Origin of the sequence: Burkholderia dolosa (assembly GCF_902499135.1) — a bacterium.
GTDB lineage: Bacteria > Pseudomonadota > Gammaproteobacteria > Burkholderiales > Burkholderiaceae > Burkholderia > Burkholderia dolosa.
The window spans coordinates 13,488-28,246 of the sequence record NZ_CABVPR010000074.1; the positions used below are offsets into that span (position 1 = coordinate 13,488).

Genomic DNA, 14,759 nt, shown 5'->3' on the forward strand with positions numbered 1-14,759 from the left:
GCGTCCGGCTCCCCGCGTCGAACCTGCCTGAGCGAGCAGGCCGTCGCGGCGCCGGACGCGACGTTTTCACGCCAACCACCCGTTCGGCCCCCTCATGAATCGTTACCCACTCTGGAAATATGTCGTGATGGTCGTGGCGCTCGCCATCGGCTTTCTGTACACATTGCCCAATTTCTTCGGCGAAGCGCCGGCGGTGCAGGTGTCGAGCGGCAAGGCCACGGTCAAGCTCGACTCGACCACGCTGACCCAGGTCGAATCCGCGCTCGCGTCCGCGCACATCAAGCCGGACGACATCACGTTCGAGAACACGGCGACCAACGCGAACATTCGCGTGCGCCTGAAGGACACCGATACGCAGCTGCGCGTCAAGGACCTGCTGCAGAAGTCGCTGAACGCCGACCCGAACGATCCGCAGTACGTCGTCGCGCTGAACCTGCAGAGCGCGTCGCCGCGCTGGCTGACCGCGCTGCACGCGCTGCCGATGTATCTCGGCCTCGACCTGCGCGGCGGCGTCCACTTCCTGCTGCAGGTCGACATGACCGGCGCGCTGACGAAGAAGCTCGATTCCGACGCGTCCGACGCACGTACGCTGCTGCGCGACAAGAACATCCGCGACGGCGGCGTGAGCCGCGTCGACAAGTCCGTCGTCATCAACTTCAGCGACGCGCAGACGGCCGAAGACGCACGCAAGGCGCTCGCCGCGTCGATCACCGAACTCCAGTGGGCGACGCAGCCCGGCGGCGGCGGCACGCAGGTCGTCGGCACGTTTACGCCGGCCGTGCAGAAGGCGGTGGAAGAAGCCGCGCTCAAGCAGAACCTGACCACGCTGCACAACCGCGTGAACGAGCTCGGCGTGTCCGAGCCGATCCTGCAGCAGCAAGGCAACGACCGGATCGTCGTCGAGCTGCCCGGCGTGCAGGACACCGCGAAGGCGAAGGACATCATCGGTCGTACCGCGACGCTCGAGGCGCGCCTCGCCGATCCGATCAACACGCACCCGAACCCGAACGATCCGGTGCCGCCCGGCGAGGAACTGTTCACGCAGGGCAACCAGGTGCCGGTGCTGCTGAAGAAGGACGTGATCTTCACCGGCGACCGCATCATCGACGCGTCGGCCGGCTTCGACGAACACCAGCGTCCGTCGGTCAACATCCGCCTCGACTCGGCGGGCGGCCGCGCGGTGCGCGCGGTATCGCGCGAGAACATCGGCAAGCCGATGGCGATGGTGCTGTTCGAAAAGGGCAAGGGCGAAGTACTGACGGTCGCGACGATCCAGTCCGAACTCGGCGACCGCTTCCAGATCACCGGCCAGCCGACGCCGCAGGCCGCGGCCGACCTCGCGCTGCTGCTGCGTGCCGGCTCGCTCGCCGCGCCGATGGACATCATCGAGGAACGCACGATCGGCCCGAGCCTCGGCGCCGACAACATCAGGATGGGCGTGCACTCGGTGATCTGGGGCTTCTGCGCGATCGCCGTGTTCATGATCGCGTACTACATGCTGTTCGGCGTGATCTCGGTGATCGGCCTGTCGGTGAACCTGCTGCTGCTCGTCGCGGTGCTGTCGCTGATGCAGGCGACGCTGACGCTGCCCGGCATCGCGGCAATCGCGCTCGCGCTCGGCATGGCGATCGACTCGAACGTGCTGATCAACGAGCGCGTGCGTGAAGAACTGCGCGCGGGCCAGCCGCCGCAGCTCGCGATCCAGGCCGGTTACGCACACGCGTGGGCGACGATTCTCGACTCGAACGTGACGACGCTGATCGCCGGCCTCGCGCTGCTCGCGTTCGGCTCGGGTCCGGTGCGCGCGTTCGCGATCGTGCACTGCCTCGGCATCCTGACGTCGATGTTCTCCGCGGTGTTCTTCTCGCGCGGGATCGTCAACCTCTGGTACGGCGGCCGCAAGAAGCTGAAGTCGCTCGCGATCGGCCAGGTGTGGCGGCCGGAAGGCGCCGCTGCCGGCGCGGCGTTCGCCGCGGCCGACGAATCGACCGACACCGCGCGCGCGGCCAAGCCGGCCGCGCCCGCGAAGGGCAACGCGCCGCGCGCCGGCAAGCCGCAGCTGCGCAATCGCGCGCAGCCCGGCGTGTCGCCGAAGAAACCGGGCTCGACCCAATAAGGCGCCGGAGACAGACCATGGAATTTTTCCGCATCCGTAAAGACATTCCGTTCATGCGGCACGCGCTGGTGTTCAACGTGATCTCGCTGGTCACGTTCGTCGCCGCCGTGTTCTTCCTGCTCCACCGCGGGCTGCACCTGTCCGTCGAATTCACCGGCGGCACGGTGATCGAGGTCCAGTATCAGCAGGCCGCGCAGCTCGAACCGGTGCGCGACACGCTCGGCAAGCTCGGCTATGCCGACGCGCAGGTGCAGAATTTCGGCACGTCGCGCAACGTGCTGATCCGGCTGCAGCTGAAGCAGGGGCTGACGTCCGCGCAGCAGAGCGAACAGGTGATGACCGCGCTGAAGGCGCAGAGCCCGGACGTCACGCTGCAGCGCGTCGAGTTCGTCGGCCCGCAGGTGGGCCGCGAGCTCGCGACCGACGGGCTGCTCGCGCTCGCGTGCGTCGTGATCGGCATCGTGATCTACCTGTCGTTCCGCTTCGAATGGAAGTACGCGGTCGCCGGCGTGATCGCCAACCTGCACGACGTCGTGATCATTCTCGGCTTCTTCGCGTTCTTCCAGTGGGAGTTCTCGCTCGCGGTGCTCGCGGCGATCCTCGCGGTGCTCGGCTACTCGGTCAACGAGTCGGTCGTCATCTTCGACCGGATCCGCGAAACGTTCCGCCGCGAACGCAAGATGAGCGTGCAGGAGGTGATCAACCACGCGATCACGACGACGATGTCGCGGACGATCATCACGCACACGTCGACGGAAATGATGGTGCTGTCGATGTTCTTCTTCGGCGGCCCGACGCTGCACTACTTCGCGCTCGCGCTGACGGTCGGCATCATGTTCGGCATCTACTCGTCGGTGTTCGTCGCGGGCTCGCTCGCGATGTGGCTCGGCATCAAGCGCGAAGACCTGATCAAGGAAAAGAAGGTCGCACACGATCCGGACGATCCGAACGCGGGCGCGCAGGTTTGAGCGGTGCGCCGTTTCGGTTGATATACGAAGGCCGGTCCTGTTGGACCGGCCTTTTTTCATGCGGGCCGGGCGTCGCTGCCCTGCTCTCGCGGCGCAACAGCACGGGTAGCCGGCGACAGCGTCGTACCGGCCTGGCTCTTGCCGGCGCATCGCGATGCGGACGTGGCCGGTGTGCCGCGGTCATACAGGGAGCTCGATCTCGCGCTCCGTATGCAGACCGAGCCGCCTCCGAACCGTTCGCGTCGGCGCGCAAGGTGCGGCAGACGCTGCACGAGCAGCGCGAAGTCGGCACGCTCACCGACTCGCAGCTCCAACAGGCGTTCAATGCGCTGGCAGGGCACGCAATTGGACGGTCGATGCTAAACCATGGTTGATGCCGGCGAAGCCAGTCTGCGAGCCGGAAGGCTAACTTGTCTATACGATTCCAGATTCCAACTCAATCCGGCCCGGTCATTAAGCACGACAATATCTGCCTTTCTGGGAATGGCGAGTTGCTCCATTCCGGCAAATCCCTTTTCCGAAATCCTTCCAAAGACTGGTAGCCGCTCACATTCCAGCTGTAACCGCCTGCTCGCTCAACTTCGACGACGGAATAACGGCATCGACTACTGCGATTTTTCAAACGAAACACCATTCGCTCTCGCTCGCCATCGAGTTTTTTTTCCAGAATTTCGTAGGACGATGACTTGCAGATGCTGTAGCTCGAATTCCACTCGATTGTCTTGGCGCGTACATAGAGTGCACCGGAACAGGCTCTGCCGGTTCCCCGGAAGACACCTGCAAAGGCGTCGTCGGCAGCGACCACCGCACTTGACAAAGTTGCGACGGACATACACAGCACCAAGACCGCTAGTATGCGCATATCGCTGCCTCCCCGTTCCGGATCAGTGCCAACGCATAGTCGAGCTTCTTGGCATACATCGAATCGCCAACGTTATAGCTTGTTGCAATGCTCGACGTTGTGATTATTTTCCAGCCAACGATAACTTTCCTCAGCGATGCCTTCCGATACTTCAATGTCTGGCCGGGCCTCAATATATGCGCAGCAGGATTGAGTTTTTGCATGATCTCCACGGTACTGCCCTTTGCCTTGGCAATTTTGGAGATGCTGTCTCCCGCCTGCACATTCACTTCATAGGTAGCGCTATCTGAATCCGGAACGCTCTTGATCGCATAGTTCGCCATACGCATCAACAGGTAACCAATTCCGGCACGGATGTTGTAGGCACCCATGGTTGTTGCCGCACCTGCCGTCAATCGATCTTTCCATGCTGCAGGAATAATCAAATCACCGCCCTCATTGCCCGCTAGCAGCGATCTCAACCCCGGATCCCCGGGGTTCCCGATTTGCATTGGATTCGATCCCCATTTCCTGCTTTCCGCACCGGTCTCCACCCATACCATCGCCTTGATAAGCTGCCAATCCAACGGCCTATACCCTGCTGTCCCAGAAAGATGACGGTTATACTCATCGACTGCCATCCGGATTTCGCAATCCCAAGAATCCCATCTGGTATTGCCTACGGCCTTGTCGATGCCGTCCTGCCATTTCTCGAAGCCCGTCTTCGGTGGTGCTTGAACCGCCATATCAGTCCTTTCCGGGTAATTGCCGGGTGGCGTGCTAAATATCCCGCACGACTCTACAAAGCGCGGGACAAAATCGCCATAAGACGTGACTGAATTCGGCATCACTCACTTTGAGCCAGCGGTAATCGCTGAATGCTATCAACCGAGGAGCGCGGCCACATAGCGGCGCGCTTGGCAGTACAAACAACCGCAGCCTCAAAGGGCGGCTGACTGCGCCGCCCGCGCCTCACCGAAGCGTCACCGGAACCCGAACCGCCGCCGCAGCACGATCAACGCGACGAGACTCAGCACCGCCGCGAACATCAGGTAGAAGCTCGGCGCGGTCTTCATCCCGGTCTCGCGAATCAGCCACGCGATGATGAACGGCCCGAAGCCGCCGAAAATCGTCACCGCGACGTTATAGGCGAGCGACATCCCGGTCGTGCGTGTCTGCACCGGAAACACCTCGGACAGCAGCCCCGGCAGCGCCGCGAAGTAGCCGGTCATCAGCACCGCGAGCAGCACCTGCAGCGCGATCAGCGTGCCGAAGCCCGGATGCGCGACCAGATACGCGAACGCCGGATAGATCAGCACGAGGATGCCGAGCGCCGGTGCGAGCATCACGCGCACGCGGCCGTAGCGGTCCGACCAGTGACCGACCAGCGGCGCGAACGCCATCTGGATCACGCCGACGACGAGGATCGCCGCGAACGCGGCCGACGGCGCAAGACCGAGCTGCTTCACGCCGTAGGTCGGCATGAACAGCACGAGATACGTCGCGACCGTACCGAGCACGACCGCGCCGATCGCGGCGACGAGCCGCGCCTTGTGCGACGCGAACGTGTCGCGCAGCGGGCTCGCGGTGCTTTCGGCCGCGAGAAACTCGGGCGTCTCGTCGACCTTCGTGCGGATGTAGTACGCAACCGGCCCGAGCAACAGCCCGAAGAAGAACGGCACGCGCCAGCCCCACGCGGCCATCTGCGCGGCGGTGAGCTGCGCGTTCAGCACGGTGCCGAAGCCGGCCGCAAGCAGCGTCGTCAAACCCTGGCTCGCGACCTGCCAGCTCGCGAAGAAGCCGCGCCGCCCCGGCACGTGCTCGGCGAGAAACGCGGTCGCGCTGCCGAACTCGCCGCCGGCCGAGAACCCCTGCATCAGCCGCGCGGCGACGAGGATCAGCGGCGCCGCGATGCCGATCGTGCCGTAGGTCGGCAGCACCGCGATGATCAGCGTGCCCGCCATCATCAGCAGGATCGACAGCGTGAGCGCGGCCTTGCGCCCCGCGCGGTCGGCATACGCGCCGAGCACGATCGCGCCGAGCGGGCGCATGAAGAACGACACGCCGAACGTGCCGAGCGTCAGCAGCAGCGACACGGTGTCGTTGCCGGCCGGAAAGAACAGCTTCGAGATCGTCACCGCGAAGAAGCCGTAGACGACGAGATCGAACCACTCGAGCGCATTGCCGATCGACGCGGCGATCACCGCGCGCCACACGCGCGGCGACGAGGCTATGGAACGGGACGGCGTGACGGCATGCATCGGCGATCTCCTTGTCGTTGTACTTCTGCGTCGCGGGCCGCGCCGCTGTCGCGCGGCTGGGCCCGCCGTCGCGCCACCGGGCGCTCGCGCGATTATAGGCGCGCAAAAAAAGACCGCCGCGCCCCGAACGGGAAACGCGGCGGTCTGCACGGCACACGGCGGGCCCGCGCAGCGGCAGGCCCGGCTCCGCACGTTACTGCTGCTTGACGGCTTCGGCCGTGATCAGCAGCTTCGTCTTCATCTTGAAGCCGTACTGCTTGCCGTAGTCGAGGCCGAAATCGTCGCGGTTGAATTCGCCGACCGCGTCGACGCCGCACACTTCACGCTTGAGCATCGGATGCGGCATGCACTTGAACGAGTCGATCTTCAGCGTCAGCGGCTTCGTGACGCCGTGCAGCGTCAGGTTGCCGACGACCGAAGCCGGCTTGTCGCCGTCGAACTTGATCGTCCCTTTGTAGGTCGCCTGCGGATACTTCGCCGCGTCGAAGAAGTCCGGCGTCTGCAGGTGCTCGTCGAGCTTCGCGCTGCCGGTGTGGATCGACGCGATCTCGGTCGTCACGTCGACCGTCCCCGTCTTCGCCGCGCGGTCGAGCGTCACGGTGCCGCTCGACTTGTCGAACTTGCCGCGCCAGACTGACAGGCCGCCGAAGTGATCGGCCTCGAAGCTCGGGTACGTGTGGCTCGGATCGAGCTGGTACGTCGCGCTTTCGGCGAATGCCGAGAACGACAGCGAAGCGGCCAGCGCGCCCGCGGCGATCATCAGATGCTTTTTCAACTCATTCTCCTTGGAACAGCGCCGCGCCCTCGCGCGGCATTCGGGTGGTGCAGCAACCCGCCGCTTACTTCGTCGCGACGAGATGGAACTTGATCTGCACTTCGTCCGCGACGACCGACGTGTCCTTCCATTCGCCGGTGCCGACGTTGAACGTCGAGCGCTTGATCGGCAGCACGCCGTCGAAGGTCTGCGTCGCGCCGCTCTGCGTGACCGTGACGGGCACCGTCACGTTCTCGGTCTTGCCCTTGATCGTCAGCTTGCCGGTCACGTTGTACTTGTTGCCGCCGGCCGGCGCGATCGCCGACGACACGAACGTCGCCTGCGGGTAAGCCTTCGCGTCGAACCAGTCCTTGCCGGCGACCTGATCGTTGTACATCTTGTCGCCGAGGTCGAAGCTCGCGACGTCGATCGTCATCTGCGCGCTGCCCTGCGCGGCCTTCGCCGGGTCGAACTTCACCTGCGCGGAAAACTTCCGGAACACGCCTTCGGTCGGCACGTTCATCTGCTTCGATACCGCGGACACCTTGCTCTTCGCGAGATCGACGTCGGCGAACGCCGCGCCGGACGCGACGAACGACACCGCGGCGAGCGCGGCCAGCATGGAGCGGGAGAAAGACACTTTCATGGGATCCTTCATTTGGCAAAGGGAAGCATTCGCGACAGCAGGCCGTCGCGGTCCAACAGCTGATGCTTGATCGCGGCGAGCACGTGCAGCGACACGAGCGCAAGCAGAATGTAATTCAACGACACGTGGAGCGTCTTGAAGATTTCCTTCAGCGCCGGATCGGGATCGATCAGCCGCGGCAGCGGCACGATGCCGAGATAGACGACCGGAATGTTCGACGCCGAGCTGTACAGGTAGCCCGTCGCCGGAATCACCAGCATCAGCACGTACAGCAGCAGATGCACGCCGTGCGAGCCGGCGCGCTGCCATGCCGGCATGCCGGCCGGCAGCGCCGGCGGCACGTGCGTCGCGCGCCACAGCACGCGCACCACCGCGAGTGCGAACGCGGTCACGCCGATCCACTTGTGCCACGAGAAATATTTCAGCTTCGTCGGCGTGAAGCCGGGAATGTCGGTCATGACCCAGCCGAGCGCGAAGCCGCAGACGATCAGCAGCGCGATCAGCCAGTGCAGCGCAATCGCGGTGTGCGTGTAACGGGCCGGCGCAGCCGGCAGCGAATTCGATGCCATGTTGGAGTTCCCCGGTTCGACGAACGGCTGCGCCGGTCAGTGGTCCGACGCTTGTCAAGGGCGCCATGCTACCGCAACCTTTTGACGCGCGCGGACTCTGAGGACAGGCGCGCCAGCCGGCTGCCCGCTTCCCGCCATGTTACCGGCCGGTCACGCAGCGGGCCGGCGTTGACACTGCGCAAAACCCGTTTTGGTAAGATTGGCGCGGGTTCCGGCCCCATCGTCACGCGTTTCCGCCGTCGTACGACGGCTTCTTCCATGCAACGAAACGATCTGATTGCCTGTCACGAATGCGACGCACTGTTGCACAAACCGCGCCTCAGCGGTCGTGAAGTCGCGCGCTGTCCGCGCTGCGACGCGCTGCTGTATCGCAACAGTGCCGCGCAGATCGAGCGGATCTGCGCGCTCGCGCTCGCGGCGCTGATCACGTTCGTGATCGCGCAGACGTTTCCGATCCTCGAAATGGACGTGAACGGCACGCGCGTGCAAACGACGCTGATCGGCGCGATCGACGCGCTGTGGCACCAGGACATGGCGATCGTCGGCGTGATGGTGTTCTGCTCGACGGTGCTGTTCCCGCTGATCGAGATGTCCGCGCTGCTTTATCTGCTGCTGCCGATGCGCCGCGGCGTCGTGCCGCCCGGCTTCAACCTCGTGCTGCGCGCGATCCAGCTCGTGCGGCCGTGGGGGATGATCGAAGTGTTCATGCTCGGCATCCTCGTGACGATCGTGAAGATGGTGAGCCTCGCGCGCGTCGTGCCGGAAGCCGCGCTGTTCGCGTTCGGCGCGCTCACGCTGATGCTCGCGGTCGTGCTGATGTTCGATCCGCGCACGCTGTGGGACGTCGCCGACGATCTGCGCGCCGGCCGCTCGCCCGTGCGGCCCGACGACATGCCGGTCGCGCAAGCCGCTTCCCGCCGATGACGACGCCGACCGCCGCCCGCAACGGTTATGCGAGCTGCCACGCGTGCGGCCTCGTGCAGACGATCGAGCATGCGCACGCGCATTGCGCGCGCTGCGGCAGCGCGCTGCATCTGCGTACGCCGAACAGCCTGATGCGCACGTGGGCGCTGCTGATCGCGGCCGCGATCCTGTACATCCCGGCGAACCTGCTGCCGATCATGCGCACGTCGTCGATCGTCGGCTCGCAGGAAGACACGATCATGAGCGGCGTCATCTACTTCTGGATGTCGGGCGACTGGCCGCTCGCGGTCGTCGTGTTCGTCGCGAGCATTCTCGTGCCGATGCTCAAGCTCGGCGTGCTGCTGATTCTCGTCGTCAGCTCGCAGCGGCGCGTCGCATGGCGGCCGCTGCAGCGCACGCGCCTGTACCGGATCGTCGAGCGCATCGGCCGCTGGTCGATGCTCGACATCTTCGTCGTGACGCTCACCGTCGCGCTCGTCCATTTCCGCTCGCTTGCCGTCATCACGGCCGGCCCCGGCGCGCTCGCGTTCGGCTCGGTCGTGATCCTGACGATGCTCGCGTCGATGCAGTTCGATCCCCGCCTGATCTGGGATCCAGTCGAAACCTCAGGGAAACACCATGAATAGTCCGCAAGGCCCGCAGCACGACGAGTCCCGGCCGCCCGACCCGACGATCTCGACGAAAAGCGGCTGGCTGCCGTCGCTCGTGTGGCTCGTGCCGCTGATCGCCGCGCTGATCGGCATCGGCCTCGTGATCAAGTCCGTGCGCGAGCGCGGCCCGGAAATCACGATCAGCTTCCACAGCGCCGAAGGGCTCGAGCCAGGCAAGACGCAGGTCAAGTACAAGGACGTCGAGATCGGCATGGTCAAGACGATCAAGCTGTCGAAGGATCTGTCGCGCGTGCTCGTCCAGGTGCAGCTGAAGAAAGAAGCCGAAGACTTCGCCGTGAAGGGCTCGCGCTTCTGGATCGTGCGGCCGCGCATCGGCGCGACCGGCGTGTCGGGGCTCGGCACGCTGCTGTCGGGCTCGTACATCGGCGTCGACGCCGGTCGCAGCCAGGACGTGCAGACCGACTTCACCGGCCTCGAGACGCCGCCGCCCGTCACCGGCGACCAGAAGGGCACGCAATACGTGCTGCGCGGCGATTCGCTCGGCTCGGTCGACATCGGTTCGCCCGTCTACTATCGCCGCGTGCAGGTCGGCCAGGTAGTCGGCTTCTCGCTCGACAAGGACGGCACCGGCGTCACGTTCAACGTGTTCGTCAATGCGCCGTACGACCAGTACGTCGGTGTGAACACGCGCTGGTGGCAGGCGAGCGGCGTCGATCTGCGGCTCGATTCGAGCGGCCTGAAGCTGAACACGCAGTCGCTCGCGACCGTGATCCTCGGCGGCATCGCGTTCCAGACGCCGCCGAACCAGGGCAGCGGCGCGACCGCGCCGAACAACACGACGTTCCGCCTCGCGTCCGACGAAGGCGATGCGATGCGCGATCCGGACGGCCAGCCGCTGCAGGTCGTGATGAACTTCAATCAGTCGCTGCGCGGGCTCGGCGTCGGCGCGCCGGTCGACTTCCGCGGCATCGTCCTCGGCGAAGTGACGAACATCGGGATCGACTACGATCCGAAGACGAAGAACTTCCGGATGCCGGTGACGATGAACGTCTATCCGGAGCGGCTCGGCCGGCGCTTCCGCGAGACGATCGAGAGCCAGGGCGAAGCGGCGCGCCGCGAGATCGTCGAGCGGCTCGTCGAGCACGGGCTGCGCGGCCAGCTGCGCACCGGCAACCTGCTGACGAGCCAGCTGTATGTCGCGCTCGACTTCTTCCCGAAGGCGCCGCCCGCGAAGGTCGACACCGCGCATCAGCCGCTCGAGCTGCCGACCGTGCCGAACACGCTCGACGAGCTGCAGCTGCAGGTCGCCGACATCGCGAAGAAGCTCGACAAGGTGCCGTTCGACCAGATCGGCGCGAACCTGAACAGCGCGCTCGCGAACGCCGACAAGCTGTTCAAGCAGCTCGACACGCAGGTCGCACCGGAAGCGCGCGACACGCTGTCGGCCGCGAAGCAGACCTTCTCGACCGCCGAAGCGACGCTGCAGCAGGACTCGCCGCTGCAGTCCGACGTGCGCGGCGCGCTGAAGGAACTCACCCGCACGCTGCAGTCGCTGAACGCGCTCGCCGACTATCTGGAGCGCCATCCCGAATCGCTGCTCAAGGGCAAGCCAGGAGATCAACCATGACGACGACACGCGTGAACGATTTCGCGCGCGCCGCGGCGGCGGCCTTCGCCGCGCTCGCGCTCGCCGCGTGCAGCTCGCCGCCGGCGCGCTTCTACACGCTGAGCCGCGCCGACGCGTCGGCGGCCGTGCGCACGACGCCCGCCAATCCGCCGTTTCTGATCGAGGTGCCGTCCGTCGACGTGCCCGAGCAGGTCGCGAAGAACCAGCTCGTCGTGCAAAAGAGCGCCGCGCAGGTCGACGTGCTCGAACAGGAGCGCTGGGCGTCGCCGCCCGCCGACGAAATCCGCCGCGCGTTCTCCGACGACCTCGCCGCGCGGCTCGGCACGATCGACGTCGCGAATGCCGCGACGCCGCCCGGCGTGCCCGTGTATCGGATCAGCATGAACGTGCAGCGCTTCGAGTCGTGGCCCGGCAAGCGCGCGGCGATCGATGCGGTGTGGAGCGTGCGCGCGGTCGGCTCGCAGGCCGTGATGACGTGCCGCACGAGCGTGGCCGAACCCGTGTCCGGCGGCTACGACGCGCTCGTCGCCGGTCACCGGCGCGCGCTCGAAGTCATCGCGTCGCAGGCGGCGGCCGGCGTGCGCGCGCTCGCCGCGCGGCGCGGCACCGCGGCGACGTCTGCCGCATCGGCCACGTCTGCCACGTCGGCCGCCGGCAAGACGGCCGTCGCGCCGGTCATTCCGTGCCCGCCCAATCCCGCACCGGGCGACGACGCGGGCGCAACGGGCAAGTCCGGCGCGTAGTCGTCGTCACATGGCCGAGCCCGCGCGCGAGCGGCCAATCCGTCCGCAGCGCGCGCGGCTTCGTCCGCTCCGGCATCCGCGCCGGCATCCACGCCGGCAATCGGGCGCCGACGGCAGGCGCCGGCGCGACAGCGCCCGGCACGCGCGCCCATCGCGCCAGCTGTGTCCGAACCCGCATCGCGTCGGCGGCATCGGCCGAACGGCGACTTTGCATTCTTTGTCAAAGCCCGCCGGAACCGACGCCATGCGACGCGGTCGGCTTGCCTTTTCATGGCCGATTGACGATCCTACGCACGTTCCGCCGACACTGCGCGCCACGCATCGTGCGCGAGAACCGGCGGCGCTCCGCGCGCTTTTTCACATGCACCGCGTCGGCGCATCCGCAGCGCGCGTTGCCGCGCAGCGTGCCGGCGACCCGTTCGACGTCACCGATCCTTTCCCGCACCGTGCCGCGTGGGCGGCCGGCACCCCGAACCCGCCCGCGCAGGGCTTTCGCCATTCCGTTTTATGTTTCGTTCCCTGACGACCTTGATCAAGAAGTGGCGCGCGTCGCGCCATGCGGGCCACCAGCTCGATGCGCTGCTCGCGCATGCCGATGCCGACGCGTCGTACGCCGAGCGCAGCGAATGGCTGATCGAGCTCGCGCACTGGCTGCGCCGCAACGGCAGCGTGCAGGCCGCGCCGGACGCGCAGCAAGCGCAGCACGCATCGGCCGGTCGCGATGTCGATGCCGACGCACGCGTGTATCGCACGCACGCGCGGCTGCGCTATCTGTTCCACGTGCTCGACCGCAATCCCGGCTGGAAATCGCATGCCGCACGCATCGCGCGCAGCGTGCTGCGCGAGTGCGACGGAATCTCGCTGCTGTGCGACGCCGGCATGCCGGTGCATGCCGGCTTCTTCGGCGCGCTGTTCGAGCGGATCGACTCGTCGCTGATCCCGCCGGCGCCGAACCGGCGCGAGCTGACCGCGCTGTTCACGCTGATGTTTCCGACGCCGGACGACGCGCAATGGATCGACGCGCTGCCCGACGATCTGCTCGCGCGCATTGCCGAGCTGCTGTCGTTCGACGTCACCGATGAAGAACGCCACGAGCCCGGCTCGTTCTCGCGCGACCTGCTGGCCGCGCTGCACAACCTGACCTGCCAGATCAGCTCGACCGGCCTGTCGCAGACGGTGCGCAGCCGCCTGTCCGACGACGATGCACGCAAGCCGCTCGAAGCGCAGCCGTTCTACCGGCTTACGCGCGCGATGCTCGCGGTCGAAAGCACGCATGCGGCCGTCGAAGAAGGCGGCGATCCGAGCAAGCTGCTGCACGAGGTCAACTACTTGCGGATGCTGCTCGACGAATGCCGGATCGCCGTCGACGATGTATTCGCGCATCTGTACCGCAACGGCGTGTCGGTCGACATCGTGTTCCAGGTCGAACGGATGCGCATGCGCATCGCGCGCGCCGAAATGCTGCTCAACGCGTGGATGACCCGCGACGATCTGCGCGGAATGGCGCACCTGACCGCGCGGCTCGTCGACGCGAATCAGAACAGCCAGAGCGTGTCGCATCTCGTGCGCAGCAACTTCTCGCTGTTCGCGCGCAAGCTCGTCGAGACCAACGCGGACACCGGCGAGCACTACATCTCGCGCGGCCGCGCCGAATACCTGAAGATGCTGCGGATGGCCGCGGGCGGCGGCCTCGTGACGGTCGCGACCGTATGCGTGAAGTTCGCGATCACCGGCGCGCATCTGCAGTCGATGCTCGAAGGGCTGCTCGCCGGCGTGAACTACGCGGCGAGCTTCATGCTGATGCACTTCCTGCATTTCACGCTCGCGACCAAGCAGCCCGCGATGACCGCGCCGACGCTCGCGCGCGAGCTCGACGACACCGGCCACGACGAAGGCGTCGACGCGTTCGTGTCGTCGGTGATCGCGCTGATCCGCACGCAGGCGGCGGCGATTTCCGGCAACGTGCTCGTCGTGCTGCCCGTGTGCCTGCTCGTGCAGCTGTTCGCGGGCGGCGTGCTGCATGCGAGCCTGATCTCGCCGCAGAAGGCGCACGCGACGCTGCAGTCGTTCTCGCTGCTCGGGCCGACGCCGTTCTATGCGGCGCTCACCGGCGTGCTGCTGTGGGCGTCGAGCCTGCTCGCCGGCTGGGCCGACAACTGGTTCGTGCTGCACCGGGTCCGCGACGCGCTGATGTACAACCGCCGGCTGCGCCTCACGCTCGGCGCATCGGGCGCCGCGAAGTTCGCGCACTTCTGCCGGTCGAACGTCGCGGGCGTCGTCGCGAACGTCGGGCTCGGGATGATGCTCGGCCTGATTCCGGCGATCGTCACCGTGTTCCTGTTCCCGTTCGAGGTGCGGCACGTGACGCTGTCGGCCGGGTCGATCGGCGTCGCGCTCGGCGTGCTCGGCAAGGACGCGCTGAGCACGCCCGAGCTGTGGTGGGCGGGCGCCGGCGTGCTGAGCATGGCGGTGCTGAACGTGCTCGTCAGCTTCGCGCTCGCGTTCACGATGGCCGTGCGCTCGCGCAGCCTGCGGCGCACCAAGGTTCGCGCGCTGGTGGCCGCCATCGTCCGGACGGTGCTGTCGAAGCCGTCCGCGCTGTTCTGGCCGGCCGGCGGCGACGCGGCGCGCGGCGGGCAGCCGGGCTCGCACTGACCGGCCGGGCGCACGGCGGCGGGACCGCAAGCGAAGCGGCACAC

General features: G+C 66.4%; 14 protein-coding genes. 7 read left to right on the forward strand and 7 right to left on the reverse strand.

Annotated features, from left to right (window positions below; genetic code table 11):
* Positions 1–94 precede the first annotated feature (94 nt).
* On the forward strand, positions 95–2,116 hold the full coding sequence (secD, locus tag BUB20358_RS24395) for a protein translocase subunit SecD (protein ID WP_006765128.1): 2,022 nt from the start codon (positions 95–97) through the stop codon (positions 2,114–2,116).
* 17 nt (positions 2,117–2,133) lie between these two features.
* Complete coding sequence (gene secF, locus BUB20358_RS24400) at positions 2,134–3,084, forward strand: protein translocase subunit SecF (RefSeq protein ID WP_006765129.1); 951 nt, start codon at positions 2,134–2,136, stop codon at positions 3,082–3,084.
* 436 nt (positions 3,085–3,520) lie between these two features.
* Here the strand turns inward: secF and BUB20358_RS24405 are convergent, their stop codons facing one another.
* The 6 genes from BUB20358_RS24405 to BUB20358_RS24430 form a co-directional block, all read right to left on the reverse strand.
* A complete protein-coding gene (locus tag BUB20358_RS24405; protein WP_081293718.1) occupies positions 3,521–3,916 on the reverse strand; it encodes a hypothetical protein in 396 nt (131 codons plus the stop codon).
* A gap of 17 nt (positions 3,917–3,933) precedes the next feature.
* Positions 3,934–4,671: a LysM peptidoglycan-binding domain-containing protein gene (locus BUB20358_RS24410; RefSeq protein ID WP_035973023.1), complete on the reverse strand. Its 738-nt coding sequence runs from the start codon at positions 4,669–4,671 to the stop codon at positions 3,934–3,936.
* A 237-nt stretch (positions 4,672–4,908) separates the two neighbouring features.
* Positions 4,909–6,186, reverse strand: a complete 1,278-nt coding sequence (locus tag BUB20358_RS24415) for an MFS transporter (RefSeq protein WP_035973025.1) — start codon at positions 6,184–6,186, stop codon at positions 4,909–4,911.
* A gap of 193 nt (positions 6,187–6,379) precedes the next feature.
* A complete protein-coding gene (locus tag BUB20358_RS24420) occupies positions 6,380–6,961 on the reverse strand; it encodes a YceI family protein (RefSeq protein ID WP_006765132.1) in 582 nt (193 codons plus the stop codon).
* A gap of 64 nt (positions 6,962–7,025) precedes the next feature.
* Entirely contained in the window at positions 7,026–7,586 is a 561-nt protein-coding gene (locus BUB20358_RS24425) for a YceI family protein (RefSeq protein WP_006765133.1), read from the reverse strand.
* An 8-nt stretch (positions 7,587–7,594) separates the two neighbouring features.
* Positions 7,595–8,155, reverse strand: a complete 561-nt coding sequence (locus BUB20358_RS24430; RefSeq protein WP_006765134.1) for a cytochrome b — start codon at positions 8,153–8,155, stop codon at positions 7,595–7,597.
* Positions 8,156–8,413: 258 nt separating this feature from the next.
* On the opposite strand from BUB20358_RS24430, the gene BUB20358_RS24435 reads away from it, so the two are divergent.
* The 4 genes from BUB20358_RS24435 to BUB20358_RS24450 are packed head-to-tail and all read left to right on the forward strand — an operon-like array spanning position 8,414 to position 12,060.
* A complete protein-coding gene (locus BUB20358_RS24435) occupies positions 8,414–9,079 on the forward strand; it encodes a paraquat-inducible protein A (protein ID WP_006765135.1) in 666 nt (221 codons plus the stop codon).
* Positions 9,076–9,705, forward strand: coding sequence for a paraquat-inducible protein A (locus BUB20358_RS24440; RefSeq protein ID WP_006765136.1), 630 nt, complete (start codon positions 9,076–9,078; stop codon positions 9,703–9,705). Before BUB20358_RS24435 ends, BUB20358_RS24440 begins: the two co-directional genes overlap by 4 nt.
* Positions 9,698–11,317, forward strand: coding sequence for a PqiB family protein (locus BUB20358_RS24445; protein WP_006765137.1), 1,620 nt, complete (start codon positions 9,698–9,700; stop codon positions 11,315–11,317). The genes BUB20358_RS24440 and BUB20358_RS24445 overlap by 8 nt, the downstream gene beginning before the upstream one ends.
* Positions 11,314–12,060, forward strand: a complete 747-nt coding sequence (locus BUB20358_RS24450) for a PqiC family protein (RefSeq protein WP_006765138.1) — start codon at positions 11,314–11,316, stop codon at positions 12,058–12,060. The genes BUB20358_RS24445 and BUB20358_RS24450 overlap by 4 nt, the downstream gene beginning before the upstream one ends.
* A gap of 268 nt (positions 12,061–12,328) precedes the next feature.
* Here the strand turns inward: BUB20358_RS24450 and BUB20358_RS24455 are convergent, their stop codons facing one another.
* Complete coding sequence (locus BUB20358_RS24455) at positions 12,329–12,559, reverse strand: hypothetical protein (protein ID WP_123806797.1); 231 nt, start codon at positions 12,557–12,559, stop codon at positions 12,329–12,331.
* 8 nt (positions 12,560–12,567) lie between these two features.
* Here BUB20358_RS24455 and BUB20358_RS24460 point away from each other — a divergent pair, with 8 nt between their 5' ends.
* Positions 12,568–14,715: a site-specific recombinase gene (locus BUB20358_RS24460; RefSeq protein ID WP_035973026.1), complete on the forward strand. Its 2,148-nt coding sequence runs from the start codon at positions 12,568–12,570 to the stop codon at positions 14,713–14,715.
* Positions 14,716–14,759: the final 44 nt, after the last annotated feature.

Coding starts and splice junctions, on each gene's coding strand:
- BUB20358_RS24415 (WP_035973025.1), bottom strand. CDS start 6,186: ATGCATGCCGTCACGCCGTCCCGTTCCATAGCCTCGTCGCCGCGCGTG.
- secF (WP_006765129.1), top strand. CDS start 2,134: ATGGAATTTTTCCGCATCCGTAAAGACATTCCGTTCATGCGGCACGCG.
- BUB20358_RS24435 (WP_006765135.1), top strand. CDS start 8,414: ATGCAACGAAACGATCTGATTGCCTGTCACGAATGCGACGCACTGTTG.
- BUB20358_RS24425 (WP_006765133.1), bottom strand. CDS start 7,586: ATGAAAGTGTCTTTCTCCCGCTCCATGCTGGCCGCGCTCGCCGCGGTG.
- BUB20358_RS24445 (WP_006765137.1), top strand. CDS start 9,698: ATGAATAGTCCGCAAGGCCCGCAGCACGACGAGTCCCGGCCGCCCGAC.
- BUB20358_RS24440 (WP_006765136.1), top strand. CDS start 9,076: ATGACGACGCCGACCGCCGCCCGCAACGGTTATGCGAGCTGCCACGCG.
- BUB20358_RS24450 (WP_006765138.1), top strand. CDS start 11,314: ATGACGACGACACGCGTGAACGATTTCGCGCGCGCCGCGGCGGCGGCC.
- BUB20358_RS24460 (WP_035973026.1), top strand. CDS start 12,568: ATGTTTCGTTCCCTGACGACCTTGATCAAGAAGTGGCGCGCGTCGCGC.
- secD (WP_006765128.1), top strand. CDS start 95: ATGAATCGTTACCCACTCTGGAAATATGTCGTGATGGTCGTGGCGCTC.
- BUB20358_RS24455 (WP_123806797.1), bottom strand. CDS start 12,559: ATGGCGAAAGCCCTGCGCGGGCGGGTTCGGGGTGCCGGCCGCCCACGC.
- BUB20358_RS24405 (WP_081293718.1), bottom strand. CDS start 3,916: ATGTCCGTCGCAACTTTGTCAAGTGCGGTGGTCGCTGCCGACGACGCC.
- BUB20358_RS24430 (WP_006765134.1), bottom strand. CDS start 8,155: ATGGCATCGAATTCGCTGCCGGCTGCGCCGGCCCGTTACACGCACACC.
- BUB20358_RS24410 (WP_035973023.1), bottom strand. CDS start 4,671: ATGGCGGTTCAAGCACCACCGAAGACGGGCTTCGAGAAATGGCAGGAC.